This is a genomic window from bacterium (assembly GCA_019637795.1).
Lineage (GTDB): Bacteria > Desulfobacterota > Binatia > HRBIN30 > CADEER01 > JAHBUY01.
Genome location: JAHBUY010000001.1, coordinates 110725 through 137500 on the forward strand (window position 1 = coordinate 110725; position 26776 = coordinate 137500).

Annotated in this window: 30 protein-coding genes and 2 tRNA genes (1 of these 32 cut by a window edge); 6 read left to right on the forward strand and 26 right to left on the reverse strand. The window is 67.8% G+C overall.

The annotated features are described in order from the left end of the window. Positions 1–91 precede the first annotated feature (91 nt). From KF840_00515 to KF840_00595, 17 genes are all read right to left on the reverse strand, one after another. On the reverse strand, positions 92–1504 hold the full coding sequence (locus KF840_00515) for an amidophosphoribosyltransferase (GenBank protein ID MBX3023374.1): 1413 nt from the start codon (positions 1502–1504) through the stop codon (positions 92–94). Positions 1505–1515: 11 nt separating this feature from the next. Next, entirely contained in the window at positions 1516–3738 is a 2223-nt protein-coding gene (gene purL / locus KF840_00520; GenBank protein MBX3023375.1) for a phosphoribosylformylglycinamidine synthase subunit PurL, read from the reverse strand. Further along, positions 3735–4466: a phosphoribosylformylglycinamidine synthase subunit PurQ gene (purQ, locus tag KF840_00525; GenBank protein ID MBX3023376.1), complete on the reverse strand. Its 732-nt coding sequence runs from the start codon at positions 4464–4466 to the stop codon at positions 3735–3737. Before purQ ends, purL begins: the two co-directional genes overlap by 4 nt. Next, a complete protein-coding gene (gene purS, locus KF840_00530; GenBank protein ID MBX3023377.1) occupies positions 4466–4705 on the reverse strand; it encodes a phosphoribosylformylglycinamidine synthase subunit PurS in 240 nt (79 codons plus the stop codon). The genes purQ and purS overlap by 1 nt, the downstream gene beginning before the upstream one ends. Before the next feature lie 95 nt (positions 4706–4800). Then, entirely contained in the window at positions 4801–5265 is a 465-nt protein-coding gene (gene dut / locus KF840_00535; protein MBX3023378.1) for a dUTP diphosphatase, read from the reverse strand. Continuing rightward, the gene (locus KF840_00540) at positions 5265–6521 is read right to left on the reverse strand and encodes an insulinase family protein (GenBank protein ID MBX3023379.1); all 1257 of its coding nucleotides are present in this window, start codon (positions 6519–6521) and stop codon (positions 5265–5267) included. The genes dut and KF840_00540 overlap by 1 nt, the downstream gene beginning before the upstream one ends. A 2-nt stretch (positions 6522–6523) precedes the next feature. Next, a complete protein-coding gene (gene pnp / locus KF840_00545) occupies positions 6524–8626 on the reverse strand; it encodes a polyribonucleotide nucleotidyltransferase (protein ID MBX3023380.1) in 2103 nt (700 codons plus the stop codon). Positions 8627–8703: 77 nt separating this feature from the next. Then, the gene (rpsO, locus tag KF840_00550) at positions 8704–8973 is read right to left on the reverse strand and encodes a 30S ribosomal protein S15 (GenBank protein ID MBX3023381.1); all 270 of its coding nucleotides are present in this window, start codon (positions 8971–8973) and stop codon (positions 8704–8706) included. 16 nt (positions 8974–8989) lie between these two features. Beyond that, on the reverse strand, positions 8990–9898 hold the full coding sequence (gene truB / locus KF840_00555) for a tRNA pseudouridine(55) synthase TruB (GenBank protein MBX3023382.1): 909 nt from the start codon (positions 9896–9898) through the stop codon (positions 8990–8992). Further along, the gene (rbfA, locus tag KF840_00560) at positions 9895–10248 is read right to left on the reverse strand and encodes a 30S ribosome-binding factor RbfA (protein MBX3023383.1); all 354 of its coding nucleotides are present in this window, start codon (positions 10246–10248) and stop codon (positions 9895–9897) included. The genes truB and rbfA overlap by 4 nt, the downstream gene beginning before the upstream one ends. 21 nt (positions 10249–10269) lie before the next feature. Continuing rightward, on the reverse strand, positions 10270–10557 hold the full coding sequence (locus KF840_00565) for a DUF503 domain-containing protein (protein MBX3023384.1): 288 nt from the start codon (positions 10555–10557) through the stop codon (positions 10270–10272). A gap of 12 nt (positions 10558–10569) precedes the next feature. Further along, complete coding sequence (infB, locus tag KF840_00570) at positions 10570–13317, reverse strand: translation initiation factor IF-2 (GenBank protein MBX3023385.1); 2748 nt, start codon at positions 13315–13317, stop codon at positions 10570–10572. A gap of 12 nt (positions 13318–13329) precedes the next feature. Continuing rightward, positions 13330–13608 carry a YlxR family protein gene (locus KF840_00575; GenBank protein MBX3023386.1) on the reverse strand — a complete coding sequence of 93 codons (279 nt, stop codon included), beginning with the start codon at positions 13606–13608 and terminating at the stop codon, positions 13330–13332. Beyond that, entirely contained in the window at positions 13605–14969 is a 1365-nt protein-coding gene (nusA, locus tag KF840_00580) for a transcription termination/antitermination protein NusA (protein MBX3023387.1), read from the reverse strand. Before nusA ends, KF840_00575 begins: the two co-directional genes overlap by 4 nt. Positions 14970–14984: 15 nt before the next feature. Then, the gene (locus KF840_00585) at positions 14985–15422 is read right to left on the reverse strand and encodes a ribosome maturation factor RimP (protein ID MBX3023388.1); all 438 of its coding nucleotides are present in this window, start codon (positions 15420–15422) and stop codon (positions 14985–14987) included. Positions 15423–15665: 243 nt separating this feature from the next. After that, positions 15666–16148 (reverse strand): transcription elongation factor GreA, encoded by a 483-nt coding sequence (locus tag KF840_00590; GenBank protein ID MBX3023389.1) that lies wholly within the window; start codon positions 16146–16148, stop codon positions 15666–15668. A 37-nt stretch (positions 16149–16185) separates the two neighbouring features. Continuing rightward, complete coding sequence (locus tag KF840_00595; GenBank protein MBX3023390.1) at positions 16186–16368, reverse strand: hypothetical protein; 183 nt, start codon at positions 16366–16368, stop codon at positions 16186–16188. 130 nt (positions 16369–16498) lie between these two features. Here KF840_00595 and KF840_00600 point away from each other — a divergent pair, with 130 nt between their 5' ends. Genes KF840_00600 through KF840_00615 form a run of 4 tightly spaced genes read left to right on the forward strand, consistent with a single transcriptional unit; the run spans position 16499 to position 20761 of the window. Then, positions 16499–17215 (forward strand): ComF family protein, encoded by a 717-nt coding sequence (locus KF840_00600; GenBank protein MBX3023391.1) that lies wholly within the window; start codon positions 16499–16501, stop codon positions 17213–17215. Beyond that, entirely contained in the window at positions 17215–17799 is a 585-nt protein-coding gene (locus KF840_00605; GenBank protein ID MBX3023392.1) for a class I SAM-dependent methyltransferase, read from the forward strand. Before KF840_00600 ends, KF840_00605 begins: the two co-directional genes overlap by 1 nt. Next, positions 17721–19307 (forward strand): PQQ-like beta-propeller repeat protein, encoded by a 1587-nt coding sequence (locus KF840_00610; protein MBX3023393.1) that lies wholly within the window; start codon positions 17721–17723, stop codon positions 19305–19307. The genes KF840_00605 and KF840_00610 overlap by 79 nt, the downstream gene beginning before the upstream one ends. Beyond that, positions 19304–20761, forward strand: coding sequence for a PQQ-binding-like beta-propeller repeat protein (locus tag KF840_00615; protein MBX3023394.1), 1458 nt, complete (start codon positions 19304–19306; stop codon positions 20759–20761). The genes KF840_00610 and KF840_00615 overlap by 4 nt, the downstream gene beginning before the upstream one ends. Before the next feature lie 222 nt (positions 20762–20983). Here the strand turns inward: KF840_00615 and rplI are convergent, their stop codons facing one another. The 9 genes from rplI to ispE all read right to left on the reverse strand — a co-directional run bounded on the left by rplI (position 20984) and on the right by ispE (position 26352). Continuing rightward, positions 20984–21436, reverse strand: coding sequence for a 50S ribosomal protein L9 (gene rplI, locus KF840_00620; protein MBX3023395.1), 453 nt, complete (start codon positions 21434–21436; stop codon positions 20984–20986). A 12-nt stretch (positions 21437–21448) separates the two neighbouring features. After that, positions 21449–22390 (reverse strand): DUF2232 domain-containing protein, encoded by a 942-nt coding sequence (locus tag KF840_00625; GenBank protein ID MBX3023396.1) that lies wholly within the window; start codon positions 22388–22390, stop codon positions 21449–21451. Positions 22391–22392: 2 nt separating this feature from the next. Further along, complete coding sequence (rpsR, locus tag KF840_00630; GenBank protein MBX3023397.1) at positions 22393–22683, reverse strand: 30S ribosomal protein S18; 291 nt, start codon at positions 22681–22683, stop codon at positions 22393–22395. 12 nt (positions 22684–22695) lie between these two features. Beyond that, a complete protein-coding gene (gene rpsF, locus KF840_00635; GenBank protein ID MBX3023398.1) occupies positions 22696–23037 on the reverse strand; it encodes a 30S ribosomal protein S6 in 342 nt (113 codons plus the stop codon). 38 nt (positions 23038–23075) lie between these two features. Next, on the reverse strand, positions 23076–23648 hold the full coding sequence (gene pth / locus KF840_00640) for an aminoacyl-tRNA hydrolase (GenBank protein MBX3023399.1): 573 nt from the start codon (positions 23646–23648) through the stop codon (positions 23076–23078). A 9-nt stretch (positions 23649–23657) separates the two neighbouring features. Then, entirely contained in the window at positions 23658–24317 is a 660-nt protein-coding gene (locus tag KF840_00645) for a 50S ribosomal protein L25 (protein ID MBX3023400.1), read from the reverse strand. Positions 24318–24344: 27 nt separating this feature from the next. Beyond that, complete coding sequence (locus tag KF840_00650) at positions 24345–25289, reverse strand: ribose-phosphate pyrophosphokinase (protein MBX3023401.1); 945 nt, start codon at positions 25287–25289, stop codon at positions 24345–24347. A 20-nt stretch (positions 25290–25309) separates the two neighbouring features. Continuing rightward, a tRNA-Gln gene (locus KF840_00655) sits at positions 25310–25381 on the reverse strand. Further along, positions 25360–26352 (reverse strand): 4-(cytidine 5'-diphospho)-2-C-methyl-D-erythritol kinase, encoded by a 993-nt coding sequence (gene ispE, locus KF840_00660; GenBank protein ID MBX3023402.1) that lies wholly within the window; start codon positions 26350–26352, stop codon positions 25360–25362. The genes KF840_00655 and ispE overlap by 22 nt, the downstream gene beginning before the upstream one ends. Positions 26353–26407: 55 nt before the next feature. Between ispE and KF840_00665 the strand changes: the two genes are divergently transcribed. Continuing rightward, positions 26408–26479 (forward strand) — tRNA-Arg (locus KF840_00665). A 117-nt stretch (positions 26480–26596) separates the two neighbouring features. After that, on the forward strand, positions 26597–26776 hold the 5' portion of the coding sequence (locus tag KF840_00670) for a hypothetical protein (protein MBX3023403.1). It continues 3 nt past the right edge of the window; only the first 180 of its 183 coding nucleotides appear in the window; the start codon lies at positions 26597–26599; its stop codon lies off the right edge, out of view.

The following is a 26776-nucleotide window of genomic DNA, read 5'->3' on the forward strand; positions in this document are numbered from 1 at the left end:
CCGGCCACCCAGGCGGACCACGGATGGTCGGATCCGCCTGCGCACCCCCTCGACGATCCTCGCCGTCCGTGGGTCGGGGGGTCTCCCGTCGCTACGGGTTCCGCACCTCGAACAGGACGAGTTGGCGGGATCTGGTCTCGTCGGACACCGGCAGGGGGTAGCGACCGGTGAAGCAGGCGTCGCAGAAGCCCTCGCCGTCGCCGTTGGTGAACGGGTAGAGGCCCTCCTGGCTGAGGAAGCCGAGGCTGTCGGCGGTGATGAACTCGCGGATCGCCTGGACCGAGTGCTCGGAGGCGATCAACTCCTCGCGGGTGGGCGTGTCGACACCGTAGTAGCAGGGTCCGATCGTCGGCGGCGAGCTGATCCGCATGTGCACCTCGCGGGCGCCAGCGGCGCGCAGCATGGTGACGATCTTGCGACTGGTGGTGCCGCGAACGATCGAGTCGTCGACCACCACGACGCGCTTGCCCTCCAGCACCTGGCGCTGGGCATTGAGCTTCACCTTGACGCCGAAGTGGCGGATGGCGTCCTGCGGCTCGATGAAGGTGCGGCCGACGTAGTGGTTGCGGATGAGGCCGAAATCGAAGGCGAGGCCGGACTCCTCGGCGAAGCCGAGCGCCGCCGGCACGCCGGAATCCGGCACCGGCACGACCAGGTCGGCCTCGGCGGGGCACTCGCGCGCCAACTGGCGACCGAGGCTCTTGCGCACCTGGTAGACGTTGCGGCCGAAGACGGTGCTGTCGGGGCGGGCGAAATACACGTACTCGAAGATGCAGCGGGTGAGTGGCGCCCGGGGGAAGGGGAACAGGCTGCGGACGCCGTCCCGCGACGCGACCACCACCTCGCCGGCGGCGAGCTCGCGCTCGTAGGTGGCGCCGATGAGGTCGAGGGCGCAGGTCTCGGACGCGAACACCACGGCATCCTTGATCCGCCCCATCACCAGCGGTCGGAAGCCGTTCGGGTCGCGCACGGCGACCAACTCGTTCTGGCTCTGGAACAACAACGAATAGGCGCCGCGCACGGCCCCGAGCGCGGCGACGATGCGATCGACGAGGGCCTCGCCGCTGGCGTTGGCGATCAGGTGGACGATCACCTCGGTGTCGACCGACGACTGGAAGATGGCGCCGCGCGACTCCAGCATCTCGCGCAGCTCGAGGGCATTCACCAGATTGCCGTTGTGCGCGACGGCGAGGCCGCCGCGCGCGAACTCGACCACGAAGGGCTGGGTGTTCTTCAACAGCGTCCGGCCGCTGGTGGCGTAGCGGTTGTGGCCGATGGCCATATCGCCCACCAGGCGGTCGAGCACCTCCTGGTCGAACACGTCCGCCACCAGCCCGAGGCCGCGGTGCGACAGCAGCAGCGAACCGTCGGACGAGACGATGCCGGAGCCCTCCTGGCCGCGGTGCTGCTGCGCGTACAGGCCGAGGTAGACGAGGTTCGCCGCTTCCGGGTGGCCGAACACGCCCATCAGCGCGCATTCCTCGTGGAAGCGGTCCGGACGCATCGGCGGTTCGCTCATCCGCCCATCCGCGCCGCCAGGGCGTCGGTCCAGGCGTGCCGCAGGTCGGCGGTGCTGACGTCGATCAGGGTGCCGATACGCAACCGACGCCCGCGCACCTCGCCGAGCACCGCGCACGGCACGTCCGCCTCGCGCGCCAGCTCGCGCAGCCGGCTCACGTGCTTGCGTCGCACCGACACGAGGATGCGCGACTGGCTCTCGCCGAACAGCCAGGCATCGGGGCGGATCGCCGCCTCCATCTCGATCTCGGCGCCCAGCGCTTCGCCGGGGCCCGACATGCAAGCCTCCGCCAGGGTCACCGCCAGGCCACCCTCCGACAAGTCGTGGGCGGAGCGCACGATCCCCTCGCGGATCGCCTGCAGACAGACGCGCTGCACCTGGATCTCGACCGACAGGTCGATCCACGGCGGCGTGCCGCGCACCAGGCCGCGCTCCAGCGCCAGGTACTCGCTGCCGCCGAGCTCCTCGCGGGTGCGGCCGAGGAGGAGGACGACGTCGCCCTCGCTCTTGAACCACTGCGTCGTGTGGTGCGCGACGTCGGTGAGCAGGCCGACCATCGCCACCGTCGGCGTCGGCGGGATCGGCCGGCCGTCGGTCTCGTTGTAGAAGCTGACGTTGCCGCTGACGATCGGCACCTCGAGCGCGTTGCAGGCGTCGCGCAGGCCACGCACCGCCTCGCGGAACTGCCACATGATCTCCGGCTTCTCGGGATTGCCGAAGTTGAGGCAATCGGTGACGCCGAGCGGCTCGGCGCCGCCGCAGACGACGTTGCGCGCCGCCTCGACCACCGCGGTCATGGCGCCGACGTAGGGGTCGAGCAGACAGTAGCGGCTGTTGCAGTCGACGCTCAGGGCGATGGCCTTGGTCGTCCCCTTGATGCGCAGGATCGCGCTGTCGGAGCCCGGCCCGGTGACGGTATTGCTGCCCACCAGGCAATCGTACTGGCGGAACGCCCAGCGCTTCGAGGCGATGTTCGGGGCGGCGAGCAGGCGGAGCAGCGTCTGCCCATAGTCGCCGGGCAGCGGCAGTTGGCCGAGGTCGAGCCGCTGCACCTCCTCCAGGTTCTCCGGCGGCGCCGCGGGGCGCTCGTAGATCGGGGCGCCGTTGGCCAGTGGATCGAGCGGCAGGGCCACCACCTCCTGGCCGGCGGCGCTGACGCGCAGCATCTGGTCGTCGGTGACGGTGCCAATCACCACCGCGTCGAGATCCCAGCGGCTGAAGATCTCCATCACCTCGTGCTCGGCGCCGGCGCGAGCGACGATCAGCATCCGCTCCTGCGACTCGGACAGCATGATCTCGTAGGGCGTGAGATTGGCGTCGCGCTTCGGCACCCGGTCGAGGTCGATGGCGATGCCGAGGCCGCCGCGGGCCGCCATCTCCACGGACGAGCTGGTGAGGCCGGCGGCGCCCATGTCCTGAATGGCGACGATGGCGTCCTTCTCCATCAGCTCGAGGCAGGCTTCGATCAGCAGCTTCTCGGTGAAGGGGTCGCCCACCTGGACGGTCGGCCGCTTCTGGTCGCTCGTCTCGTCGAACTCGGCGGACGCGAGCAGGCTCGCCCCGTGGATGCCATCGCGCCCGGTCTTGGAGCCGACGTAGATCACCGGATTGCCGACGCCGGCGGCGCTGGCGCGGAAGATCCGGTCGGCGCGCACCAACCCGATGGTGAAGGCGTTGACCAGGATGTTCTCGTTGTACGCGGGATCGAAATAGATCTCGCCGCCGACCGTGGGTACGCCGACGCAGTTGCCATAGCCGCCGATGCCCGCCACCACGCCGCCGATGAGGTAGCGGGTGCGCGGATGGTCGAAGCTGCCGAAGCGCAGCGAGTTGAGGTTGCCGATCGGCCGCGCCCCCATGGTGAACACGTCGCGCAGGATGCCGCCGACGCCGGTGGCAGCGCCCTGGTAGGGCTCGATGTAGGATGGATGGTTGTGACTCTCGATCTTGAACACGACCGCCAGGCCATCGCCGATCGCGATCGCGCCGGCGTTCTCGCCGGGGCCCTGGAGGACGCGCGGACCGGTGGTCGGCAGGCCGCGCAGCACCGCGCGCGAGCTCTTGTAGCTGCAATGCTCCGACCACATCACCGAGCAGACGCCGAGCTCGACCAGATTCGGGACCCGGCCGATGGCGTCGCAGAGGCGGCGGAATTCGTCGGCGGTCAGCCCGTGCTCGAGCGCCTGCGCCTCGCTGACCGGCGGCAGATTCGTGGTCATAGACCCGGCGGCACCGACGCGGCGGGGGTCGGCAGTCCTTCGGTGAGCGTCTGGCGCACCGAGCGGAACAGGCTGGCGCCGTCGACGCCGCCGCACAGCGCCTCGACGGCATGTTCCGGGTGCGGCATGAGGCCGAAGACGTTGCGCGTCGCATTGACGATCCCGGCGATGTTGCGCAGCGAGCCGTTGGGGTTGGCGGCCTCGGTGGCGCGGCCGGCGGCGTCGACGTAGCGGAGGACGACCTGGCGATTGTCCTCCAGCGCCTGCAGCGTCTGCGGATCGGCGACGTAGCAGCCCTCGCCGTGCTTGATCGGCAGCGCCAGCACCTCGGCGCGCGAGCAGCCGCGGGTGAATGGCGTGTCGATCTCCTCGACCCGGCAGTGCACCGTCTCGCAGACGAAGCTCAGGCCGCGGTTGCGGATCAGCGCCCCCGGCAGCAGGCCGGTCTCGCACAGGATCTGGAAGCCGTTGCAGATGCCGAACACCAGGCCGCCGTCGGCGGCGAAGCGAACGACGCTCTCCATCACCGGCGAGAAGCGCGCCAACGCGCCGGCGCGGAGGTAGTCACCGTAGGAGAAGCCGCCCGGCAGGACCACGCAGTCGACGCCGTGCAGCGAACGGTCCTTGTGCCAGAGTGGCACCGCGACCTCGCCGAGGACCTGTGCGAGCGCGTGGAGCGTGTCGTTGTTGTCGAGCGAGCCGGGGAAGGTGACGACTCCCCAGCGCATCAGTCGCCGACCTCGAACCGGTAGTCCTCGATGACGCCGTTGGCCAGCAGCTTCCGGCACATATCGTCGACCCGCCCCGCGGCGCGGTCGGCGTCGCCGTCGACGCGGAGCTCGATGTACTTGCCGAGCCGGACGTCGTGCGCCTCTTCGAAGCCGAGCGTGTGCAGCGCGTGCTCGATCGCCTTGCCGGCCGGATCGAGCACACCGGACTTGAGGGTCACGTAGACCTTGGCTCGCACTCCACCTCTCCTTCTCAGCCGGAATCGCGTCTCTACCACAGCGGCTCGCGGAGGGACACAGAGGGTCCCACAACGCGTCGCCCGCCGGCGACCGGTCAGCGGCCGGTGTGGCCGAAGCCGCCGCTGGCGCGCTGGCTGCCGGTCAGCGCGTCGACCGCGACCCAGGTCGCGCGGGCCACCGGGGCGATGACGAGCTGGGCGATGCGCTCGCCGCGCCGGATCTCCACCGTGTCGTGACCGAGGTTGACGAGGATCACGCCGATCTCGCCGCGGTAGTCCGCATCGATGGTGCCGGGGCTGTTGAGGAGGGTCAGGCCATGGCGCAGCGCGAGACCGCTGCGCGGCCGCACCTGGCCCTCGTAGCCGGGCGGGATCTCGATCGCGAGGCCGGTCGGCACGAGCAGGCGGCGGCCCGGCTCCAGGCGCACGGGCTCGGCGACGTCGGCCAGCAGATCCATGCCGGCTGCCGCGGCGGTCTGATAGGCCGGCAACGGCAGCTCGGGCTCGCCGTGTCGGAGGCGGCGGACGCGCAGGGCGACGGTGGGCTCGCCGGGCGTCATCACGCGGCGAGGATCGCGGGGTCGACGCGGAGTCCGCCGAGATTGCCGAGCAGCGTCAGGGCGCGCGCCTCGGGGCGGGCCAGGCGGGTGGCGAGAGCGACGATGTCGTCGTTGGTGACGGCATCGATCCCGGTCGCCAGCTCGGCGATCGACACGTCGCGCTGATGGTAGATCTCGTTCTTCGCCACGCGGCTCATGCGGCTGTCGCTGGTCTCGAGACCGAGCAGCATGTTGCCCTTGAGCTGCGTCTTGGCCCGCGCCAGCTCGTCCGGCCGCAGGCCGTCGCGGGCCAGCGCCGCGAGCTCGCCGGCGATCACGGTGACGACGTCCTCGACCCACTGCGGCGACGTCCCGACGTAGATGCCGACGTAGCCGGCGTCGCGATACGAGGAGAGGAAGGAATACACCGAGTAGGCGTGGCCGCGCCGCTCGCGGATCTCCTGGAACAGCCGCGAGCTCATGCCGCCGCCGAGCACGGTGTTCAGCAGGTAGGCGGCGTAGCGCTCGTCGGCGCCCTGGGCGATGCCCGGCACGCCGAGGCAGAGGTGGACCTGCTCGAGCGCTTTTTCGGTGACGGCGATGCCCGTGCGCGCCAGCGGCGGACCGCTGTCGACCAGCGACGCCGATCCGGTGAGCGCGGCGAAGTCGCGCGCCGCCCAGGCCTCGATCACCTCGTGGGTGACGTTGCCGGCGGCGGCGATGATCAGACGGTCGGGCCGATAGCGGGCGGCGAGGAAATCGACGAACTGGGAGCGGTCCAGCGCCCGCACGGTCTCGCTGGTGCCGCAGACCGGCCGGCCGAGCGGATGGCCCGGCCAGTAGTGCGAATTGAAGAGGTCGTGGATGTAGTCGTCCGGGGTGTCCTCGCTCTGCGAGATCTCCTGCAGGACGACGGTGCGCTCGCGATCGATCTCGTCGGCGTCGAGGCACGAGTGCAGGAACAGGTCGGCGAGGAGATCCATCGCCAGGGGCGCGTGCTCGGCGAGGACGCGCGCGTAGTAGCAGGTGTACTCCTTGCCGGTGAAAGCGTTGAGGACGCCGCCCACGGCGTCCATTTCCTCGGCGATCTGTGCCGCGCTGCGGCGCGCGGTGCCCTTGAAGAGCAGGTGTTCGAGGAAGTGCGAGATGCCGCCCAGGTGGGGCGGCTCGAAGCGCGAGCCGCTCTCCACCCAGATGCCGATGCTGACCGAGGGGACCCCGTCCAGGGGTTCGGTGACGATGCGCAGGCCGTTCGGCAGCGCCGAGCGCCGCACCATGCTCAACTGCCGCCCGCGGGTTGACCTGTCTCCGTCATGGCCTCCTTGCGGCTCAGGCGGATCTTCCCGGACTTGTCGATCTCCAGCACCTTGACGGGGATCTCATCCCCTTCCTTCAGCACGTCGGACACGCGCTGCACGCGGCCGGGGCCGATCTGGGAAATGTGCAGCAGGCCGTCGGTGCCGGGCATGATCTCGACGAAGGCGCCGAAGTCCACGATGCGGACCACCTTGCCCTTGTAGATCTTGCCGACCTGCGCTTCCATCGTGATCCCTTCGATGATCTCGATGGCGCGCTTCATGCCGGCTTCCTCGCTGGAAGCGATGAAGACGGTCCCGTCGTCCTCGATGTCGATCTTGCAGCCGGTCTCCTCGACGATGCCGCGGATCACCTTGCCACCGGGTCCGATGATGTCGCGGATCTTGTCCTGGCGGACCTTGATCGAGACGATGCGCGGCGCGTGCGCCGAGATGTCGCCGCGGGCCGTGTTGAGCGTCTGGTTCATCACGTTCAGGATGTGCAGACGGCCCTCGCGAGCCTGGGTGAGCGCCTGGCGCATGATGTCCTTGGTGACGCCGTGGATCTTGATGTCCATCTGCAGGGCGGTGATGCCCTCGGCCGTGCCGGCGACCTTGAAGTCCATGTCGCCGAGATGATCCTCGTCGCCGAGGATGTCCGAGAGGACGGCGATGTCCTCGCCCTCCTTGATCAAGCCCATGGCGATGCCGGCAACCGGCGCCTTGATCGGCACGCCGGCGTCCATCAGCGACAGGCTGCCGGAGCAGACCGTGGCCATCGAAGACGACCCGTTCGACTCGAGAATCTCGGAGACGATGCGGATGGTGTAGGGAAACGCCTTCTCGTCCGGCAGCACCGGCGTCAGGGCGCGTTCGGCCAAAGCGCCGTGACCGGTATCGCGCCGGCTGGGCCCGCGCAGCGGCTTCGTCTCGCCGACACTGAACGGCGGGAAATTGTAGTGCAGCATGAACTTGCGGTAGTGCTCGCCGATCAGCGCGTCGATGCGCTGCTCGTCCGACGCCGTGCCGAGCGTGGTCGTCGCCAGCGCCTGCGTTTCGCCGCGGGTGAAGAGCGACGAACCGTGTGTGCGCGGCAGCACGTCGACCTCGCAACTGATCGGGCGGATGTCGGTCACTCCACGACCATCGACGCGCTTCTTCTCGGTGACGATCATCTCCCGCATGGCGCGGCTCTCGATGTCTTCGATGACCTCGTTGACCGCGGCGTCCTGCTCCGGGAACTGCGCCACCGCCGCCGCCCGCACCTCGCTGTGAGCCGCCGAGACAGCGGCGCGGCGCTCCATCTTGGCGACGACGGTCATCGCCTTGCGGAGGCGCGGCAGCGCCAGCTCCTCGACCACCTTGCGGAGGTTGGCGTCGATGTCGGCGACTGCCACCTCGCGCTTCGGCTTGCCGAGCTTGGTGCGCAGCTCCTCCTGCATCGCGATCAGCGGCTGCAAGGCGTCCAACGCCGTGTACAGCGCGTCGAGCATGACGTCCTCGGACAGCATCCTGGCGCCGCCCTCGACCATCACGATGCTGTCCCTGGTGCCGGCGACCAGCAGGTTCAGGTCGCTCTCCCCCATCTGCGACAGATACGGATTGATGACGAACTTGCCGCCGATGCGCCCGATCCGCACCCCGGCGATGGGGCTGAGGAACGGGATGTCGGACACGTGCAGGGCCGTCGAGGCACCGAGCATGGCAACGGTGTCGGAGTCGTTCTCCTTGTCGAACGACAGCACCGTGGCGATGATCTGCGTCTCGCACTTGTAGCCCTCGGCGAACAGCGGCCGGATCGGCCGGTCGATGAGCCGCGAGGTCAGAATCTCCTTCTCGCCCTGACGCCCCTCGCGCTTGAAGAAGCCGCCCGGGATCTTTCCGGCCGCGAAGGCCTTCTCCTGGTAGTCGACCGTCAGGGGAAAGAAGTCGATGCCCGGCCGCGTGCTCTGGCTGGCGACCGCGGTGGTCAGCACGACGGTCTCGCCGTACTGCACGAGCGCCGCTCCACTCGCCTGCTTCGCGAGCCGACCGACCTCGATGGACAAGGGTCGACCGTGAAAGTCGATTTCAACTTTGTGTTGCATAGAACCTCCCGGGCGTGACGCCCTAGACGTGGGAGGGATGACCGTGTGACGGAGAGGACCCGCTGGAGAGGAAGGACTCAGCGGCGGAGCTTCAGCCGATCGATCACGCTCTTGTAGCGCTCGTTGTCGTAGCGCTTGAGGTAGTCGAGCAATCGGCGCCGCTGTCCCACGAGCTTGAGCAACCCGCGGCGAGAGTGGTGGTCCTTCGAATGGGTCTTGAAGTGCTCCGTCAGGTAGTCGATTCGCTCACTCAGCAGCGCGATCTGGACTTCAGGCGACCCGGTGTCGGTTGGATGCTGGCGAAACTGTTCGACCAGCTCCTGTTTACGCTGCAGAGCGACTCCCATCATTCCTCCGTTTTATTCAACCGTGTTTGGTACCACGGGCATCCGATGCTGTAAAGGCAGGGGCCAGAACTCGTCCGTACCGCCAATGCCCCCGCTCCCGGATCGCGACCGCCGCGAGCTCGCCCTGGGCATCGACTAGGGCGGCCACTGGCGCGGCGAGGCCGGCCAGACGCGACAGCGCGCTGCTCTTGCCCTGGCGCACGGCCCGCAGGCCCTGAGCGTCGAGGGTGACCGCCGGCAGGTGCGCCAGCGCGGCGCGGAGCGGAACGAAGCCGGCGGGATTGGCAGGATCGAAGGCGTCCAGCGCCACCGCCTGAGCGATGCCGAAGTCGCCGAAGCCGGTGCGACGCAGCTCGCGAAGATGCGCCACCGTGCCGAGGGCAATGCCGATCTCCTCGCCGAGCACCCGAACGTAGGTGCCCTTCGAGCACTCCACCTCGAGGCGCAATTGCGACGGGCCGGCCGGCTCCAGCACCAGGCGGTCGATGCGCACCGCGCGTTCCTCGCGCTCGACCTCGATGCCCTGTCGCGCCAGGCGGTAGAGCGGCACGCCGTCCTTCTTCAGCGCCGAGTACATCGGGGGCCGCTGGCGGATCTCGCCGCTGAAGCGGCGGACGACCTCGGCCAACGTCGCGGCATCGAGCGCCGGCACCGGCGCCTCCGAGACCACGGCGCCGGCGCGATCGCCGGTGTCGGTCGCCACCCCGAGTTGGATGCGGCCGGTGTAGCGCTTGTCGGCGGAGTTGAGGAACTGGGCGATCTTGGTCCCTTCTCCGAGACAGAGCGGCAGGAGGCCGGTGGCGAAGGGATCGAGGGTGCCGAGATGCCCGACCTTGGCGCCGCGTGCTAGCTGACGCTTGATGCGGCGCACGACCTCGGCCGAGGTCAGCCCCTCCGGCTTGTCTATCAGCAGGATGCCGTTCACGACTGCTCGTCCGAAGGCGGCAGGTCCTTGAGCAGGCGCGCCAGGCGCTCCGCCTCCTCGAGGCTGTCGTCGAGCTCGAAGACGATCTCGGGGGCGACGCGGAGATTGAGCTGGCGGGCGATCTGGCCACGCACGAACCCCGCGGCGCTGCGCAGTCCGCGCAGCGAGCGGTGGCGCTGCTCGTCGTCGCCCAGGGTGCTGAAGTAGACGCGGGCGTGGCGCAGATCCGGCGACACCCGGACGCCGGTGATGGTGACCAGACCGATGCGCGGATCCTTGATCTCGCGCACCAGGAGACCGGCGACCAGCTCCTGGATCGCCTCGCCGACGCGGTCCGTGCGCCGGCTCATCCGGTCCCCGCGCGGCGGCGCTCAGACGTGGAAGAGCTCGATCTCGTCGGCGCCGACCTCGGCGACGTGCAGGTCGTCGATGAAACGGACCACCTGGCGCAACGCCCCCTCGACGTAGCCAGCGTCACTCCCGACCTGCGATACCCCCAGGGTCGTGCGCTGCCAGAGGTCCTGATCGTCGCATTCGGCGATGGAAACATTGAACGTGTTGGAAACGCGCGCCTTGATCTTGTTGAGCACGCCGCGCTTGCCCTTGAGCGAATGGTTCTCCGGGATGAAGAGGGTGAGCTTGAGCACGCCGACGACCATCGGCCGCGCCGCTCAGAGCGACCGCTCAGCCGTGGCGCCGCGGGCGGGCGTGCTCAGCCGGCGCGCCACCTGCTCCATCTCGTAGGCCTCGATGACATCGCCGACCTTGACGTCGGAGAAGTTGTCGAGGCCGATGCCACACTCGTACCCGGTCTGCACCTCGCGCGCGTCGTCCTTGAATCGCTTGAGGCTGCCGATCTTGCCGTTGTGCACGACGATGCTGTCGCGGACGAGGCGAGCCTGGGCGTTGCGGGTGATCTTGCCGTCGGTGACGTAGCAGCCGGCGATGAGGCCGATGCCGGGAATGTTGAACGTATTGCGCACCTCGGCGCGCCCGAGGACCTTCTCCTTGTAGGTCGGCTCGAGCAGACCCTCCATGGCATCGCGGACGTCGTTGATGGCGTCGTAGATGATCTCGTACAGCCGGATATCGACGCCTTCGCGCTCGCCGGCGAGGGTCGCCTTCGCCTCGGGACGGACATTGAAGCCGATGACGACGGCGTTCGACGCCGATGCCAGCATCACGTCGCTCTCGGTGATGCCGCCCACGGAGGCGTGAATCACCTTCAGGCGTACCTCGTCGGCGGACAGGCGCGACAGCGCGTCCGACAGCGCCTCGGCCGAACCCTGCACGTCGGCCTTGATGACGATGCGCAGTTCCTTCGTGTCGCCGGCCTGCACCTGGCGGTACAGGTCCTCGAGCGAGACCTTCGATGTCTTGAGCAGCGACGCCTCGCGGTGCTTGGCGGCGCGATGCTCGGCGACCTGACGGGCGGTCGCCTCGTCGGCGACGACCACGAATGAGCTGCCGGCCTCCGGCACCGACGGCAACCCGAGGATCTCCACCGGCGTCGACGGATCGGCGACTGTCACCTTGTGGCCGCGATCGTCGATCATGGCACGGACGCGACCGGCGAACGGACCGCAGACGAAGGGATCGCCGGGCTTCAACGTGCCTTCCTGGACCAGCACCGTGGCCACCGGACCGCGCCCGCGGTCGAGCTTGGCCTCGACGATGGTGCCGCGCGCCGGCTTGTCCGGATTCGCCTTGAGCTCCAGCAGATCGGCCTGCAGCAGCAGCATCTCGAGCAGCGTCGGCAGCCCCTCGCGGGTCTTCGCCGACACCGGCACCGTGACCGTATCGCCGCCCCAGTCCTCCGGAACCAGTCCGTGATTGGCGAGGTCCTGACGGATGCGCTCGAGATTGGCCTCGGGCTTGTCGATCTTGTTGATCGCCACCACCATCGGCACGCTGGCGGCTCGGGCGTGGTTGATGGCTTCCACTGTCTGCGGCATCACGCCGTCGTCGGCGGCAACGACGAGGATGACGATGTCGGTCACCTTGGCGCCGCGGGCGCGCATGGCGGTGAAGGCCTCGTGGCCCGGGGTGTCGAGGAAGGTGACGCGGCGCCCGTGCACGTCGACGGTGTAGGCGCCGATGTGCTGGGTGATGCCACCCGCCTCGCCCGCGGTCACGTTGGTCTCGCGCACGGCGTCGAGCAGCGACGTCTTGCCGTGGTCGACGTGGCCCATGATCGTCACCACCGGCGGACGCGACTGCAGGTGTTCGTCGCTGCTCGCCTCGTGGCCAACCTCGACCGCTGCCTCGGCGTCGAAGGTCACGTTCTCGACGTTGTAACCGAACTCGGAGGCGATCAGCGTCGCGGTGTCGGCGTCGAGCAGTTGGTTGATGGTGGCCATCATCCCCTGCTCCATCAGCTTCTTCACCACCTCGCCGGCCTTGACGCCCATCGCCTTGGCGAGATCGCCGACCGACACGACCTCGGAGATGCGAACGACGCGCTTGCTGGCCTTCGGCTGCGTGATCTCGGTCTGCCGCTGCTCCTTGCCCGGCAGCGCCCGCTTCTTGCGCGGCAGCCGCGAGCCGAGCCGCTTGTCGCGATCGCCGATCTCGGCGAACTCCGGCTTCTGGATGACGCGCCGCTTCTTCTTCTTGCCGCGCTCCTCGGTCGGCGGCATCGGTGGCATCTCGGGCGTCGCGCCCGCAGGCCCACGACCGCGACCGGCCGCCGCGCCGCCCGCCGGCCGTGTCGTGCGTGTGGCCGCGATACGCGCCGCTTCCGCTTTCTTGAGATCGATGCGACCCAGCACCTTGGGACCGAAGGGCCGATCGAGCGACGGCTCGGCGGGCGTGATCGTCCGCTCCACCAGCGGCGTCTTGGGCGCCGGCTTCGGCGGTGCCGGCACCGGCGGGCGCGCAACCACCGGCGGCGGGGGCGTTGGCGCAGGAGCGGCCTCCTCGACGGGCGTTTCGACGAGTGGCGGGGCCGGCGCCACGGCCGCTTCCTCGACCACCTGTTCGGGTTCCGGGAGCGGCGGTTCCTCGATCAACGGCTCCGGCATCGGCGGCAGCGGCGGCGGCACGTCGAAGGGCTCCGCGAGCGGTTCCGGCGCGGCGAACGCCTGCAGTACCTCACCCTGGATGCCGATCGGCTCCAGCGGCTCGATCAACCCGGGCTCGATCTCCGGCGTGGCCGCGGCGCGGCGGCGAATCACCTTGCTGCCGACCCGGCGTTCGACGACCGTCGCGCCGGTTTCACCGACCACCACGCGCTCGCCACCGATCGTCACCTGCGGCTTCTCGACGAAGCCGAGCTCCTCGGCGGCGCGCTGTACCTCCTCGTCGGTCAACGAGCTCTGCGCACGCTTGTTGCGCAGCCCGATCTTCTCGAGGCGGCCGCTGAGGTCCTTGGGTTCGAGGCCCCACTCTTTCGCTAGCTCGTGTACCCTACGCGACATCTGCCTCGTCCCTCACTCACCGGCATCCGACAGGAGCGCCGCGACCAGCGCGGCACGCGCCGGCCGATCGACCGTCGCCCTTAGCGAGCGGAGCGGCCCTTTGCGCTTGGCAAACCGATCCCAGCAGTCCCGACGGCGGTGGAGATAGCCACCGCGGCCACCGGCGCGACGCGAGACGTCGAGCGCCAACGCGCCGTCGGCAGCGCGCACGACGCGCAGGAGCCCGCCCTGCGGCGCCGCGGCGCCACAGCCCATACAGGTCCGGATGGGAACGTGAAGCGCGTCTCTCACGCCTGCTCCTCGGAGCCACCCGCGATCGGCGACACGAGCGCCTCGCTCGCTGCTGCGGCGGCATCCTCGGCGGCGGCAGCCGCCGCCGCTTCGGCCTGGCGGCGCAGGTCCTCGACATGGGCCCGAGCCGCCGCCAGGATGGTGGGGATCTTCTCCGGCACCAGGCCATCCACGTCCGCCAGCGCCGCCTCGTCCGCCTGCGCCACCTCCTCGGCCGACTTGAAGCCGTGCTGGAACAGCAGCTCGGCCGTCACGTCGCCGACACCCGGAATGGCGCCCAGTGACAGCCGGGCGCGACGCGACTCCTCCTCGGCCTCGGCTTCGCTGCGCACCTCGAGGTTCCAGCCGGTGAGCCGCGACGCCAGACGGACGTTCTGGCCCTTCTTGCCGATCGCCAGCGACAATTGGTCGTCCGGAACGATGACCTCCATGGCGTGCGCGTCCTCGTCCATGACGATCTTCGAGACCCGTGCCGGCGCCATGGCGCGGACGACGAACTCGGCGTGGTCGGGCGTCCAGTGGACGATGTCAATCTTCTCGCCGCGCAATTCCTGCACGACGCTCTGCACCCGCGTGCCTTTCATGCCGACGCAGGCGCCGACCGGATCGACATCGCTGTCGTGCGACACGACGGCGATCTTGGCCCGCCCCCCCGGCTCGCGCGCAGCGCCCTTCACCTCGACGATGCCCTCGTAGATCTCGGGCACCTCCTGCTCGAACAGCTTGATCAGGAATCCCGGGTGGGTGCGCGACAGCACGATCTGTGGCCCCTTGCCGCCCATCTCGACGTCGACGATGTAGGCGCGGATCCGATCGCCCTGGCGGTACCGTTCACGTGGGATCTGCTCTTTCTCGGGAAGAATCGCGTCGGTGCGGCCGAGATTCACGATGATGTTCTTCTTCTCGAAGCGCTGGACGATGCCGGAGTGCGTGAGCTCGCCCTTCCGGTCCTTGAACTCGTTGTAGATGATGTCGCGCTCCGCGTCGCGCAGGCGCTGGATCAGGTTCTGCTTGGCGGCCTGCGCGGCGATGCGGCCGTAGGACTGCGCGAGCTTCTCGAGGAGCTCGTCGCCGACTTGTGCCTCCGGATCGAGGTTCCTGCGCGCATCGTCGAGCGAGATCTCGAGCTCGGCGTTGGTCACCTCCGGAACGACGGTGAGGATCTTGAACAGCTCGACCTCGCCGATCTCCGGATTGAACTGCGCCTCGATGCGCATGTCGCCGCCGATGACTTTCTTGGCGGCTGACAGCATGGCGTTCTCGACCGCCTGCACGACGATCGAGCGATCGATGCCCTTCTCCTTGCTGACCTGTTCGATGACCCGTGCGAGATCGAGACCCGGAGGCCCGCCATGCTGCATAACGTTCACCTCGGTTCAGCGCCCGGAGGCCCGCCGCCGCTGCTGCTGCGGCTCCGGAAACTCGTGCTCGTAATTGGCCTGAGCGATCGTGTCGAAGGCGACGAAGCGCTCGCCGTCGCCGACCGCACAGACGATGCCGTCGTGGCGGACCTCCTTCAGGACCCCCAAGAAAGCGCGGCGGCCGTCGCCCGCGTCGATCATCCGCACCCGTACCCGCTTGCCGATGTAACGGCGGAAGTGGTCCGGTTGACGCAGACGGCGGTTGATGCCGGGCGACGACACCTCGAGTGTGTAACTGCCCGGGACGAGATCGTGCACCTCGATCAGATCGCCGAGACGGCGACTCATGGTCGACAATTCGTCGATGGTCACGCCCCCGTCCGGGCGGTCGAGGTAGAAGCGCAGGACATTGCCACGCCCTTCCCGTCGGTAGTCTATGTCGACGATCTCCATGCCCTCATTCGCGACCAGTGGGTCGACGGCTCGCCAGACCCGCCCAATCACCGAACTATCCATTTTTGAAATAAAAAAGTGGGCGCGTGGCCCACCCGTAGCGGCCGAAAATACTACCGTTTTGGATAGCACAGGCCGCGAGACGGCCGCAAGGGAGCCATCCCCCGCGGGGCAGAGCGAACGCTACCGCCCACGGCGGTTGCCGCGTCGTCAGGTCGTCTCAGCGGTGGCTTTGACCGCTGGTCAGGACGTCTCGATGTCGTCCCGGTGGTGGAAGGTCTGCAGTTCGATGATCGAGTAGGTGCGCTTGCCCTTTGGCGTAGCCACCTCCACGTCGTCTCCGACCTCTTTGTTGAGTAGTGCCTTGCCCAGGGGTGATCCGATCGAGATCAGTCCGGCCGACGCATTCACTTCCTCGGGGAACACCAACTCGTACTTCTCCTCGGCGCCGTCCTCGCTCTCGAGCGTCACCTTGCTGCCGTAGCCGACGGCTTCCTGGGGAATCGAACTGACGGTGTAGAGCGAGAGGTCGCGAATGCGCTGCTCTATCTGGTGGATGCGAGCGTTGACGAATCCCTGTCGCTCCTTCGCCGCGGCGTATTCCGCGTTCTCGCGCAGGTCGCCGTGGGCACGCGCGATCTCGATCTCCTTCGGAAGCTTGTTGCGGAGCTCGAAGCGCAGATCCTCCAGCTCCTTCTTGAGCCGCCGCATGACCGGCAGTTCCACAGCTGCCTCGTGAGTTGGGGTGCGCCGAGACCCGAGCTCAGCGTCGCGTCGTCGAGCCCGTCTGCTGATCGACGAGCTGATGGGCCTTGTCATCGCGATAGGCAGAGGCCGACTTCTCCATCCAACTGCCGGCGTCGTTCATCACTGCCTCACCGTTGTGGATGTACCAGTACATGCCACAGATGCCCACTACGAAGCCGATCATGAAGCGCTTGAACATCGCCTGCTTCTCGCGCGCCGGAGTCTAGACGGGCATCGTGGTGCAGTCAAAGGCGAATCTCCAAAAAGGAAGAGCAGCCCTTGGCCGGCAGGGTTTGCAGCGCCGGGCCCGCCACCCTAGCATCCGGGCCATGCGCGCGCTGCGGCTGGTGGTCGACTTCCTCTATCCACCGCGCTGCCCCGCCTGCGGCGTCCGCACGGCCAGTATCGCCTTCTGCGCCCCCTGCCGCGAGCCGATCCAGCTACCGCGATCGCCGCTGTGCACGACCTGCGGGCTGCCGTTTGCGGGGGTCGGGCCGGATCACCGCTGCACCACCTGTCGGACCCACCCACCGCGCTTTCGCCAGGCGAGGGCCCGTGCGGCGGTGGATCGGCGCGAACGCAGCCCGCTGATTGAGGCCCTGGCGCGGTTCAAGTACGGGCGTGACATCACCCTGGCGCCGGTGCTCTCGACGCTATTGGCCGAATCCCCCCCGATGCCCCTCGCGCACGACGTGATCGTGCCCATTCCACTCCACAGCGATCGCCTTCGCTGGCGCGGCTTCAATCAGGCGGTGCCGTTGGCGCGGGCACTCGGCCGGGTATGCGGACAGCCGGTCGAGCTTCTGGCGCTGGTGCGAACCCGCCCGACCCCGCCGCAGGTCGGCCTGGGGGCAGGCGACCGACGCCGAAACGTGCGCGGCGCATTCGCCGTCAGGTACCCCGAGCGCGTCCAGGGGCGGACGGTGCTGCTCGTGGACGACGTCATGACCACCGGCGCCACGGCGCACGAATGCGCCCGGGTCCTGCAACGGGCCGGAGCGCGGGCGGTAGACGTCGTCGTCCTGGCACGCGCCCTCGACTGCTGATGAGCGACCGAGAGAAATGGGAGGCGCGCTACGTCCATGCCGCCGCGGCGGGGGAGCATCCGCCATCCGAGCTGCTCACGCAGCATCGAGACCTGTTGCCCCCCGGACGCGCACTCGACGTCGCGTCCGGCGATGGACGGCACGCCCTGTGGTTGGCCCGCCAAGGGTATGCGGTGGATGCGTTCGACCTTTCGCACGCCGGACTACTTCGCCTGCTCGCCAGAGGCCGCCACGAGCATCTGGCGATTCACGCCATCCAGGCGAACCTCGAGGACTTCCCCCTGCCCACCACTCGCTATGCGGTCGTGGTCAACACCTACTATCTGCAGCGTTCGCTGTTCCCCGCCCTGCGGCGCGCTGTCCGTCCCGGCGGCGCGATCGTCTTCGAGACCTTCCTGCGCGAACAGGCGCGCATCGGCCACCCCCGGAATCCAGCGTTTCTGCTCGAGCCCGGCGAGCTGCGTGCGGCCTTCGCCGGGTTCGAGATGCTGGTCGACGAGGAGGGATGTTTTGCCGGCGCGAGAGGGCCGGCATACCTGGCGCGCCTGATTGCACGACGGCCGTCGCAGGGAGACCTCGATTGAGTTTTCAGCCCGTCTGTGACAAGCGCCGACGAATGCGGTTTCGTTGGGCGTTCGCCGCCCTGATGGTGCTGGCAGCGTGCTCGGGCGGCGGCGGCAACAACAATCCCACGGTGCCGGTGCTGGCGTGGGGCGGGTTCCGTCACGACTCCACCAATTCGGCAATCGGCAACCCCATCAACAGCAACAAGGGCAAGGCCACCCTGATTTACCCGACCGACGGCAACACTTCGCTCTCGACGCCAGCGATCGACAACAATGGCATCGTCTTCCTGGGCACCCGCAACGGCATCGTCTCACTCGGCGACGGTGGAGACCTGCGCTGGTTCGCCGACGGCTGTGCGCTCTCCACAGGCGAGATCATCCCCTTCGGCCCGATCCAATCGTCGCCGACGGTGACCCCCGGGCGCGACATCGTGTTCGGGACGGATGCAACGACGGACATGCCGGGTATGGTCTTCAGGCTGCACGAACGCTCCAAGAAGGTCGTCGAGTGCACCTGGGCGTTCACCCCCGGCGTCCATTCGGTGCGCTCGTCTCCGCAGGTGCAGGTCGATCCTCGTGACCTGTCGCTGCTCTCGGTGTTCATCGGCACCGGCGACGGCGCGCTGCAGGCGATCAACGGCGTCGGGACGCCGCGCTGGACCTTCGCCCCTACCGCGCAGCGGCGGGCGCTCACCAGCACCAATGCCATCGACCCGTCTGGCCCCTTCTACATCACCACGCCCGACGGCGTGCTTGCGGCGGCCGACGCCAGCGGGCGCCCCCTGTGGGCCGTTCCGATCGGGCCGCCCCCGGACGGAGCGCTCCAGGCATCGCCCGGGATCGGCGCCAGCATCTACGCCATCGGCGCGGGCAGTGCGCTGTTCGGCATCAATCCGGGCGGCTCGCTCAAATGGCAGTTCATCCCTGGGGCGACCGTCCTCGGCTCACCAACGTTCGCCGCGCAGTCGCTCGACGTCGGCTCCGAGCTCCTGCTCGAGACCGTGATCTACCTCGCCGACGTCAACGGGCAGCTCTACGGTGTGCGCGACACCACCGGCGAATTGTGGGACATCCAATACTGCAGTGATCCGGATCCCAACGCGAAGAACATCGAGACCTGCCGCACCGACAGTTGTGCCCCCAACATGGGAACCTGCGTCAACAACAAGTGCACCGAAGCCGTGAACGACATGTCGTGCACCCAGGACACCTGCGTCGCCAACCACCACGGGACCTGCATCTCCAAGCCCGCCCTGGTGTCGGCGAGCAGCGGCGATCCCATCCAGGTCGAGACCTCTCCCATCCTCTCGGGAGACTTCTTCGTCGTCGTCGGCACCACCGACGGTCGCGTCTGCGCCCGCAATGTCGACGGCAGCGTGCCTGGAGACGACACGGACATGTCGAACCCTTGGATCAACGGCTGTATCGAGCTCGGCGACGGACTGCCGGTCCGCTCCTCGCCAGCGATTGGCCCGTCGGGGGTGATCCTCGTCACCACCGATTCCGGACTCTATTCGATCAAATGACCGCCACCCGTCACACCGCCCGCCTCGTTTTGGGGCTGTTACTGCTGCTCGCAGCATGTTCCAACAACAAGTCGCCAACCTGCAGCCTTGCCGGTGGTACGCAGCTCGCCAGTACCGCCTGGCCCAAGTTCCAGGCGGACGCGGCGAACAGCGGTCGCAGCCCCGTCGACCTCAGCGCCAACGATGGGAGCGGCGTGCTGCTCTTCCCGCCCGACGGACAAACCATCGGGTCCACGCAGACCACGCCCATTCTCAGCGACGACATCATCTACCTCGGGTCGTCGGACACGAATGTGTATGCGCTGCAATACGACGGGCAGCCCGCGGACCTGAGCGACGAGATCACGTTGGCCGCTGCGGTCACCGGTTCGCCCTTGCTGGGCGCCGACGGCACCTTGTTCGTGCCTACCAACGGCGTTCTCGCGCAATACAAGGCCAACGGCGAGCTGAAGAACAACGCGACGCTTCCCGGGTTTGCAGTCGCCTCGCCGAACATCTGGAGCGGCGACGGCACCGCCTACGTGGGGACGTTGTCGGGCGGCTTCCTCGGCGTGTGTCCGAACGGCATCCAGCGCTACACCTTGACCTTCCCGTCGACGCAATCGCCGGCCGCCATCGCCCAGGATCCCAACCAGCCCGACGAATCGACGCCGATCATCGTCGCCGCCGGTCTCGCCGGCCAGGTGCGCGCCTACAACATCCGCGGCCGCCAGCGTTGGTCGTTCTTCGGGTCGAGGAACATCAACGCCGCAGTGCTCATCGACGATACCCTGCCCGAGCAGACCTGCGACAACAATCTCGCCCCGACGCCGACCCGCCCCAACGCGCCGACCCCGACGCCGACGCCGAACACCGCCCTCAACCGCTTCTACGTCGCCGACCAGGGCGGCCGCGTCTATGCCGGCGATCTGGCCAACGGCGGGCTGTGCCAGGAATTCAGCTTCGCCGCCGACGCACCCATCTCGGCGTCCCTGGCGCTCGGCCGTGACACCGCCCCCGAGCCGCGCCTCTACGTCGCCGACGAGGGCGGAACACTCTATGCCCTGGCGCGCGCCACTGGCACGGTCCGCTGGACCTTCCAGGCCGACGGGCCGATCCTCTCGAGCCCTGCGGTCGCGACCGGTGGCGCGAACGACATAATCGTGTTCGGCGCCAATGTCATCGGCACCGTCAGTGGCGGCACCGTGCCGGTTGCCGTCGACGGCCGCGTCTACGCGCTGCGGGATGATGGGGCGACCGCCACACTGCTGTGGACCTTCGACGCTGGCGCGTCGATCGGCGCCTCGTCGCCGTCGATCAATGCCGACGGCACGGTATACATCGGCCGCGCCGGCCAGCAGCTGGCATCAGGGGTGGATTGCCCGAACGGGAGCAGCGATCCGACGGTGACCTGCACAATCAACGTCGGCGGTGGGCTCTACGCCATTGGCCCCGGCGCGATCGCCGGGGAGTGACCGGCGTCGCAAGAAGGCCTCGCACGAGCCGCCAGGCACTCCGAGGAGCAGCACTACCGCATCGCCACGGCCCGCAGGCTCACGCCCTGACCCCAAAAAGATGGGAAATGCCCTCCGCTGGCAGGCGCGCAAGGGGGACACCCCCATCGCGCCGGTGTCGATCTGGAACCGGGGACCCAGGGCAGGCCGGGCGGCGTCAACTGACGCCGCCCGTCTTCGGGGTTACTCTTCCACGAGGCGTGTCACCATGAGGGTGATCTCCGCCTGCACGCCAGCGGCGAGGGCGATCGCCACCTTGTAGTCGCCCAGCGCCTTGATGGGTTCGTCGAGGCGGATGCGCCGCCGCTCGATCGACTGACCCGCATCCGCCAGGGCGCGTTCGATGTCGATGTTGGTCACAGAGCCGAAGAGCTTGCCCTCCTCACCGGCGCGCGCCGAGATGGTGACGGTCATCGCGGAGAGCTGCTGGGCCTGCTGCTCGGCGGCGGACATGGCGCGCTTGCGCTTCTCCTCGACGATCCGCTTCTCGTGCTCGAGCACACGCAGGTTGCGCTTGTCAGCGACGGTCGCCAGGCCGCGGGGCAACAGGTAGTTGCGGGCGTAACCGGGCCGCACCTTGACGATGTCGCCGATGTGGCCGAGGTGCGGAACGTCTTCTCGCAGGATCACTTCCATGCGTAAATCCTCTCATCCATCCGCATCGCGGCCCGCTGTCGCATCGGCGGGACGGGCGGTCAGGTTGCGGAAATCCCCCCAGAGGTCGAACACGCCTAGCGCCACGACGACGGCGGTGGCGAGGTTCTGGAGAACGATGACGGCGAACGCCGCGGCGCGCAGTGGGCGCGGAAGGCCGACGCGCTGGAGAAAATAACTGACGATCGCCAAGCCCTGCGCGAAATAGCAGGCGAGGGCGACGATGAAGAGATTGGTCGCGATCCAGCCGATCGCGCGTGGGGCCAGGAACAGCGAGAAGCCGGACGCGATCAGCACCCAGATCAACCAGTCGGCCGTGCGCCAGCGCGACAGGTCCAGCATCTGCGGCCACCAGGCCCAACGGCGTGACAGGCCAATGTTGGCGAGCCAGACCGCGGCGGCCGCAAGGACGATCAATGCCGGCAAGACGGTGGCCACCCGCTCCGCGATTTCATTGCGGGCTGCTTCGAGATCAGCGAGCGCCTGCGTCGACATTCCAAAGTCGCGATAGATCTGGAGCGAGGTGTCGAAGCTCGACTGCCAGGCCTGCTCGAGACCGCTGCGCCACACGCTTGGATTCGGTTCGTGCCAAATCGCCATTGCCAGGCCACCCGCAACGGTCGCAAGCATTGCGGCTGCGACGACGGCCTCCAGGCGCCAGGCTCGGCGCAGCAGGAGCACCGCGACGATGGCTGGCATGCCGACCAGCGCGATGAAGCCGCAGCCCACGGATCCGCCGACGACCCCCCCCATCACGCCCGCGGCGCCGATCGTCGCAGCCGTGGCGTGGCTGGTACCACCGATACCGCCGGCGACCAACGCCGGCAGCGGCAACGCCAGCAGCGCCAGAGACGCGCCCGGTGGGCCGAACAATCCAACCGCGCCGAGGACAAGCATGCAGGCGCCGCTGGAGGCGATGAGACGAGCGTCCGACATCCTCAGACGGTGGTCACCGTGTAGGGCAGGAGCGCGACGGTTCGGGCCCGCTTGATCGCCGTCGTCAGCGCGCGCTGGTGGCGGGCGCAGGTGCCGGTAATCCGGCTGGGAATGATCTTGCCGCGCTCCGTCAGGTAGTTGCCGAGTCCGCGTGCATCCTTGTAGTCGATACGCGATTCCTTGTCGGCGCAGAAGCGACACACCTTGCGGCGACCCGGCCGGCGGCGACCGCCGGGGTTGCGGTCGTCGCGACCGTTGGCGGTGTTCTTCTCCTGTCTACGACGCATGGGCATGGACGGTTCTCCTCACTCGCCCGCGGGCGCGGCGATGTCGGCGTCAACGACCGGCCGACGCGCCTTCCCGGGCTTCGTCTTCGGTTTGGTGGTGACTGTGGCGACCGAGACGAAGCGCAGCACCTCGTCGGCGATCTTCAGCGTCCGTTCGAATTCGCGAACGACGTCCGCATTCGAGTCGTACTCCACCAGAACGTAGTATCCCCGGTGCAGCTTGCGAATCGGATACGCGAGCTCGCGGATCCCCCACTCTTGCACCTCGTGGATTTTGCCGCCCGACTCCTCGATCAGCCGCTTGGCGCGATCGATGGTCTCGCGGATCTGCGCCTCGGGCATCTCCGGGTGCAGCACCATTAGTGTCTCGTATCGTCGGACCATTGCGATTCTCTCCTTCAACAGGGGTCAGCAGCACTCGTAGGCACCGCATTGTAACGATTCATCGCTGTCGCCATCCCCTGAGTGATGATGACTTCGATCGCCTCGCAAGCGCGCTCGGCGGCCTCGGCAAGTGCCTGCCGGTCGGCGCCGACGACCGGTTTCAGGACATAATCTGCGGCGTGAGTACCTTCCGGCGGGCGGCCAACGCCGATGCGCAGACGCGTGAACGCATCGCCCAGACGCGCGATCAGCGAACCGACGCCGCGGTGTCCACCGGCGCCGCCGCGCGCCCGGATGCGCAGCCGGCCGGCCGGCAGATCGAGGTCGTCGTACACGGCGATCACCGAATCATCGGCAGCCAGGTGGTCCAGCACGTCGCCGCTGCGGTTCATGTAGAGGAGCGGCTCGATCAACTGCACACAGTGGCCCTCATAGACGCCGCATCCGCGGCGTGCGCGATCATCTGCATCTACCACGAGAGGTATCCGCCAGCGTCTGGCGAGCGCGTCGACGACCATGAATCCTGCGTTGTGTCGGGTGTCTGCGTATTCGGGGCCGGGGTTGCCCAATCCAACCACCACCCACATGCCGCCGCCTCAGCTTGCGGGCTTGGCCGCCTCCGCCTTCGCGCCTTCGGCAGGTGCTGCCGCGCCCTCACCGGCGCCCTCGCCCTCGGCCGCGACCTTAACCTCCTCGACGACCGGAGGCAGCACGGTGACCACCGTCTCGTCGGTGTCGATCACGAAGTCGACGCCGGCCGGCGCGTGCAGGTCGCTGATGTGCAGCGCGTCGTGGATGCCGAGCGCCGCCACGTCAACCTCGATATAGTCGGGTATCTCGGTCGGCAGGCACTGAACCTCGACCTCGCGTTTGATCGGCTGCAGAATGCCGCCGACGTCGACCCCGGCGGCCCGACCGACGAAATGCAGTGGCACGCGCAGTTTCAACTTGGCATTGACGTCGACCTCGTAGAGGTCTGCGTGGAGGAGCGCCCGCTGCACCGGATGGCGCTGGATCTCCTTCACCAACACGAGACGACCGCCGAGCTCGCCGTCGCTCGAGTTCAAGCGAATCAGGTGCGTGCCTTCGATCGAGCCGACCTTGGTCTCAAACTCCTTGCCGTCAACCGCGACCAGCACCGGACTGCGCCTGGCGCCGTAAAGCACGGCCGGTACGCGCCCAGCGCGGCGCAGAGAGCGCACCGAGCCCTTGCTCCCCCTGCTGCGGGGCTCAACTGACAGATCGATCGTTTCCATGCTCAACTCCTCAACGGCCCGTTCACGCTAGACGAACAGCGAACTGATGGATTCCTCGCGGTGCGTACGGCGAATCGCTTCGGCCAACAGATGCGCGACCGGCAGCACCTTGATCTTTTCGCACGCCTTGCCCTCGGGGCGCAGGGGAATGGTGTCAGTGACCACCAATGTGGACAGCCGTGAATCGCGAATGCGGTCGATCGCTGGTCCGGACAGCACCCCGTGTGTGCAGCAGGCGATGACCTCCGTCGCACCCGCCTCTCGCAGAGCGGAAGCGGCGGTGGCGAGGGTCCCGGCGGTGTCGACAATGTCGTCGACGATCACGGCGGTCTGGCCTTCGACGTCACCGACGACGCGCATCTCGGCGACCTCGTTGGCGCGCGCGCGGCGCTTGTCAATGATCGCCAACGTCGCGTCGAGTCGCTTCGCGAATGCCCGAGCGCGCTCCACGCCGCCCGGATCGGGAGAAACGACGGCAACCGACCCGTTGCGTAGGCGCTCTTGCATCTCCTTCAACAAGACCGGCGTCGCGAACAGGTTGTCGACCGGGATGTCGAAGAAGCCCTGGATTTGGCCGGCGTGCAGGTCGATGGTCAGTACCCGCGAAGCGCCGGCAGCGGTGATCAGGTCAGCCACCAGTTTGGCGCTGATCGGTACGCGCGGCGACACTTTGCGGTCCTGACGAGCATAGCCGAAGTACGGGATCACGGCGGTGATGCGCTTCGCTGAAGCGCGCCGGAAGGCATCGAGCATCAGGAGCAGTTCCATCAGCGTGTCGTTGACCGGAGTGCACGTCGATTGAACGACGAACACGTCGCCGCCGCGAACATTCTCCGCGATCTCCACCATTACTTCGCCGTCGCTGAAGCGGCGCACCTCGGCCTGTCCGACCGGCACATCGAGATGCTTGCACACGTCGGCTACCAGGGGTCGATTCGAGTTGCCCGTGAAGACCTGAATCTCGTCCCTCACCGATCACCTCAGCGACAATACTGGGCGGGAAGGATTCGAACCTTCGATACCGGATCCAAAGTCCGGGGCCTTACCAGCTTGGCGACCGCCCATCATCCTCGTCATGTGTTTGGATCGCCGGTAGCCTGTCCAAGATCTGCGTCGCCCGTGCCCACACGCCGGCGGTGCGCATTGCACGCGCCGCGGCACTCGCCTGTTCCACTCCGTCCCACACTCCAAATACCGCCGAACCGCTTCCGGTCATCAGCGCGCCGCGCGCTCCAAGCGCGCAGAGCTGCCGCTTCAACACTTTCAAAACAGGTAAGATCTGGAAGGCCGCCGCTTCGAGGTCGTTCTCAAGCCACTGCAGCAGCGGACCGCGAAAGACAGTAAGCCTATCGTCTTTACTGACCGGGGCCTCCGTTGTCAACAAATCGTCATAGATTGCATATACATGCCGCGTTTCCAGGAGACTGCCGGGGAAAACCACAACGAGACCTGCCCCGGGCTCGAGGGGAGATGGCAGCGGCTGGATGTCCTCTCCGATTCCGCGCATCCTAGCGGAGCCCCCGCAGAGGAAAAACGGCACGTCGGCACCGACTTCCAAGGCCCATGCCGCCAGCTCAGAGGTGGAGACCGGAATGGGCGACAGAGTGTTGAGTAGGCGAAGGGTCGCGGCGGCATCGCTGCTGCCGCCACCGAGTCCGGCACCGGCGGGAACCTGCTTGATGAGCTCGATGTCGACCCAGGCGCTACGGACGGTGCGGCTCAGATAGAGGAGCGCGGCGCGGACTGCGAGATTCTCCGGGCCTTCGGGAGCGCCCCCGGGGCGGCAACGGATGGAAACTCGCGATGTTGGATGCGAGGAGATGGAGAGCCGAACGTGGTCCACGAGCGCGATCGGGACGACCAGCGAATCAAGCAGATGGTACCCATCAGCGCGGCGCCCAATGACGCGGAGCGACAGATTGAGCTTGGCTGGCGCCGCAACGCTGGCGCTGCGAGCCCCGGAACGTGCGATGGGCGAGAAAACATCCAGTTTCTTGCGTGTCCGTGACGATCCCACGGGCTGATCCTGCAGCAAGTTGACCCCCCGACAAACTGGTGATAGGTCGCTAGGCTTCCCTCGTTGTGGTCACGCCCCCGTAGTGAAAAGGATATCACACAGGTCTCCGGAACCTGTAGTCCAGGTTCGACTCCTGGCGGGGGCGTTCATCCCATAACCCCCTATTCCATCTACGCTTGATTTTGGGTTGTCCTTCCGGTAGCGTCCCGCGCCGTTCGGGTGGGTGCCCCTTTGCTTGTGGGGCGATCGGAAGGAGGCGGCGATGGATTTCCCGAAGTGCCTGAAATGCAACCGCGGAGCGCTGATTCCGCTCTCGGACTATGGGCAGGAGGGCGCTTCGGTGCTGTTCAAGGCTTGGGTGTGCACCAACCCCGAGTGCGGCTTTTCCCTGCGCGTCGACAAGGGTGAAGTCACATATGGAAAGAAGATCGACTTCAAACAC

Bases quoted from the DNA above. Each gene is read 5' to 3' on its own strand.
- KF840_00515 (MBX3023374.1), bottom strand. From the start codon at position 1,504: ATGCGTCCGGACCGCTTCCACGAGGAATGCGCGCTGATGGGCGTGTTC.
- purL (MBX3023375.1), bottom strand. From the start codon at position 3,738: ATGACCACGAATCTGCCGCCGGTCAGCGAGGCGCAGGCGCTCGAGCAC.
- purQ (MBX3023376.1), bottom strand. From the start codon at position 4,466: ATGCGCTGGGGAGTCGTCACCTTCCCCGGCTCGCTCGACAACAACGAC.
- dut (MBX3023378.1), bottom strand. From the start codon at position 5,265: ATGACGCCCGGCGAGCCCACCGTCGCCCTGCGCGTCCGCCGCCTCCGA.
- KF840_00540 (MBX3023379.1), bottom strand. From the start codon at position 6,521: ATGGTGCGGCGCTCGGCGCTGCCGAACGGCCTGCGCATCGTCACCGAA.
- pnp (MBX3023380.1), bottom strand. From the start codon at position 8,626: ATGCAACACAAAGTTGAAATCGACTTTCACGGTCGACCCTTGTCCATC.
- rpsO (MBX3023381.1), bottom strand. From the start codon at position 8,973: ATGGGAGTCGCTCTGCAGCGTAAACAGGAGCTGGTCGAACAGTTTCGC.
- rbfA (MBX3023383.1), bottom strand. From the start codon at position 10,248: ATGAGCCGGCGCACGGACCGCGTCGGCGAGGCGATCCAGGAGCTGGTC.
- KF840_00565 (MBX3023384.1), bottom strand. From the start codon at position 10,557: ATGGTCGTCGGCGTGCTCAAGCTCACCCTCTTCATCCCGGAGAACCAT.
- infB (MBX3023385.1), bottom strand. From the start codon at position 13,317: ATGTCGCGTAGGGTACACGAGCTAGCGAAAGAGTGGGGCCTCGAACCC.
- nusA (MBX3023387.1), bottom strand. From the start codon at position 14,969: ATGCAGCATGGCGGGCCTCCGGGTCTCGATCTCGCACGGGTCATCGAA.
- KF840_00585 (MBX3023388.1), bottom strand. From the start codon at position 15,422: ATGGAGATCGTCGACATAGACTACCGACGGGAAGGGCGTGGCAATGTC.
- KF840_00595 (MBX3023390.1), bottom strand. From the start codon at position 16,368: ATGTTCAAGCGCTTCATGATCGGCTTCGTAGTGGGCATCTGTGGCATG.
- KF840_00600 (MBX3023391.1), top strand. From the start codon at position 16,499: ATGCGCGCGCTGCGGCTGGTGGTCGACTTCCTCTATCCACCGCGCTGC.
- KF840_00605 (MBX3023392.1), top strand. From the start codon at position 17,215: ATGAGCGACCGAGAGAAATGGGAGGCGCGCTACGTCCATGCCGCCGCG.
- KF840_00610 (MBX3023393.1), top strand. From the start codon at position 17,721: ATGTTTTGCCGGCGCGAGAGGGCCGGCATACCTGGCGCGCCTGATTGC.
- KF840_00615 (MBX3023394.1), top strand. From the start codon at position 19,304: ATGACCGCCACCCGTCACACCGCCCGCCTCGTTTTGGGGCTGTTACTG.
- rplI (MBX3023395.1), bottom strand. From the start codon at position 21,436: ATGGAAGTGATCCTGCGAGAAGACGTTCCGCACCTCGGCCACATCGGC.
- KF840_00625 (MBX3023396.1), bottom strand. From the start codon at position 22,390: ATGTCGGACGCTCGTCTCATCGCCTCCAGCGGCGCCTGCATGCTTGTC.
- rpsR (MBX3023397.1), bottom strand. From the start codon at position 22,683: ATGCCCATGCGTCGTAGACAGGAGAAGAACACCGCCAACGGTCGCGAC.
- rpsF (MBX3023398.1), bottom strand. From the start codon at position 23,037: ATGGTGCTGCACCCGGAGATGCCCGAGGCGCAGATCCGCGAGACCATC.
- pth (MBX3023399.1), bottom strand. From the start codon at position 23,648: ATGTGGGTGGTGGTTGGATTGGGCAACCCCGGCCCCGAATACGCAGAC.
- KF840_00645 (MBX3023400.1), bottom strand. From the start codon at position 24,317: ATGGAAACGATCGATCTGTCAGTTGAGCCCCGCAGCAGGGGGAGCAAG.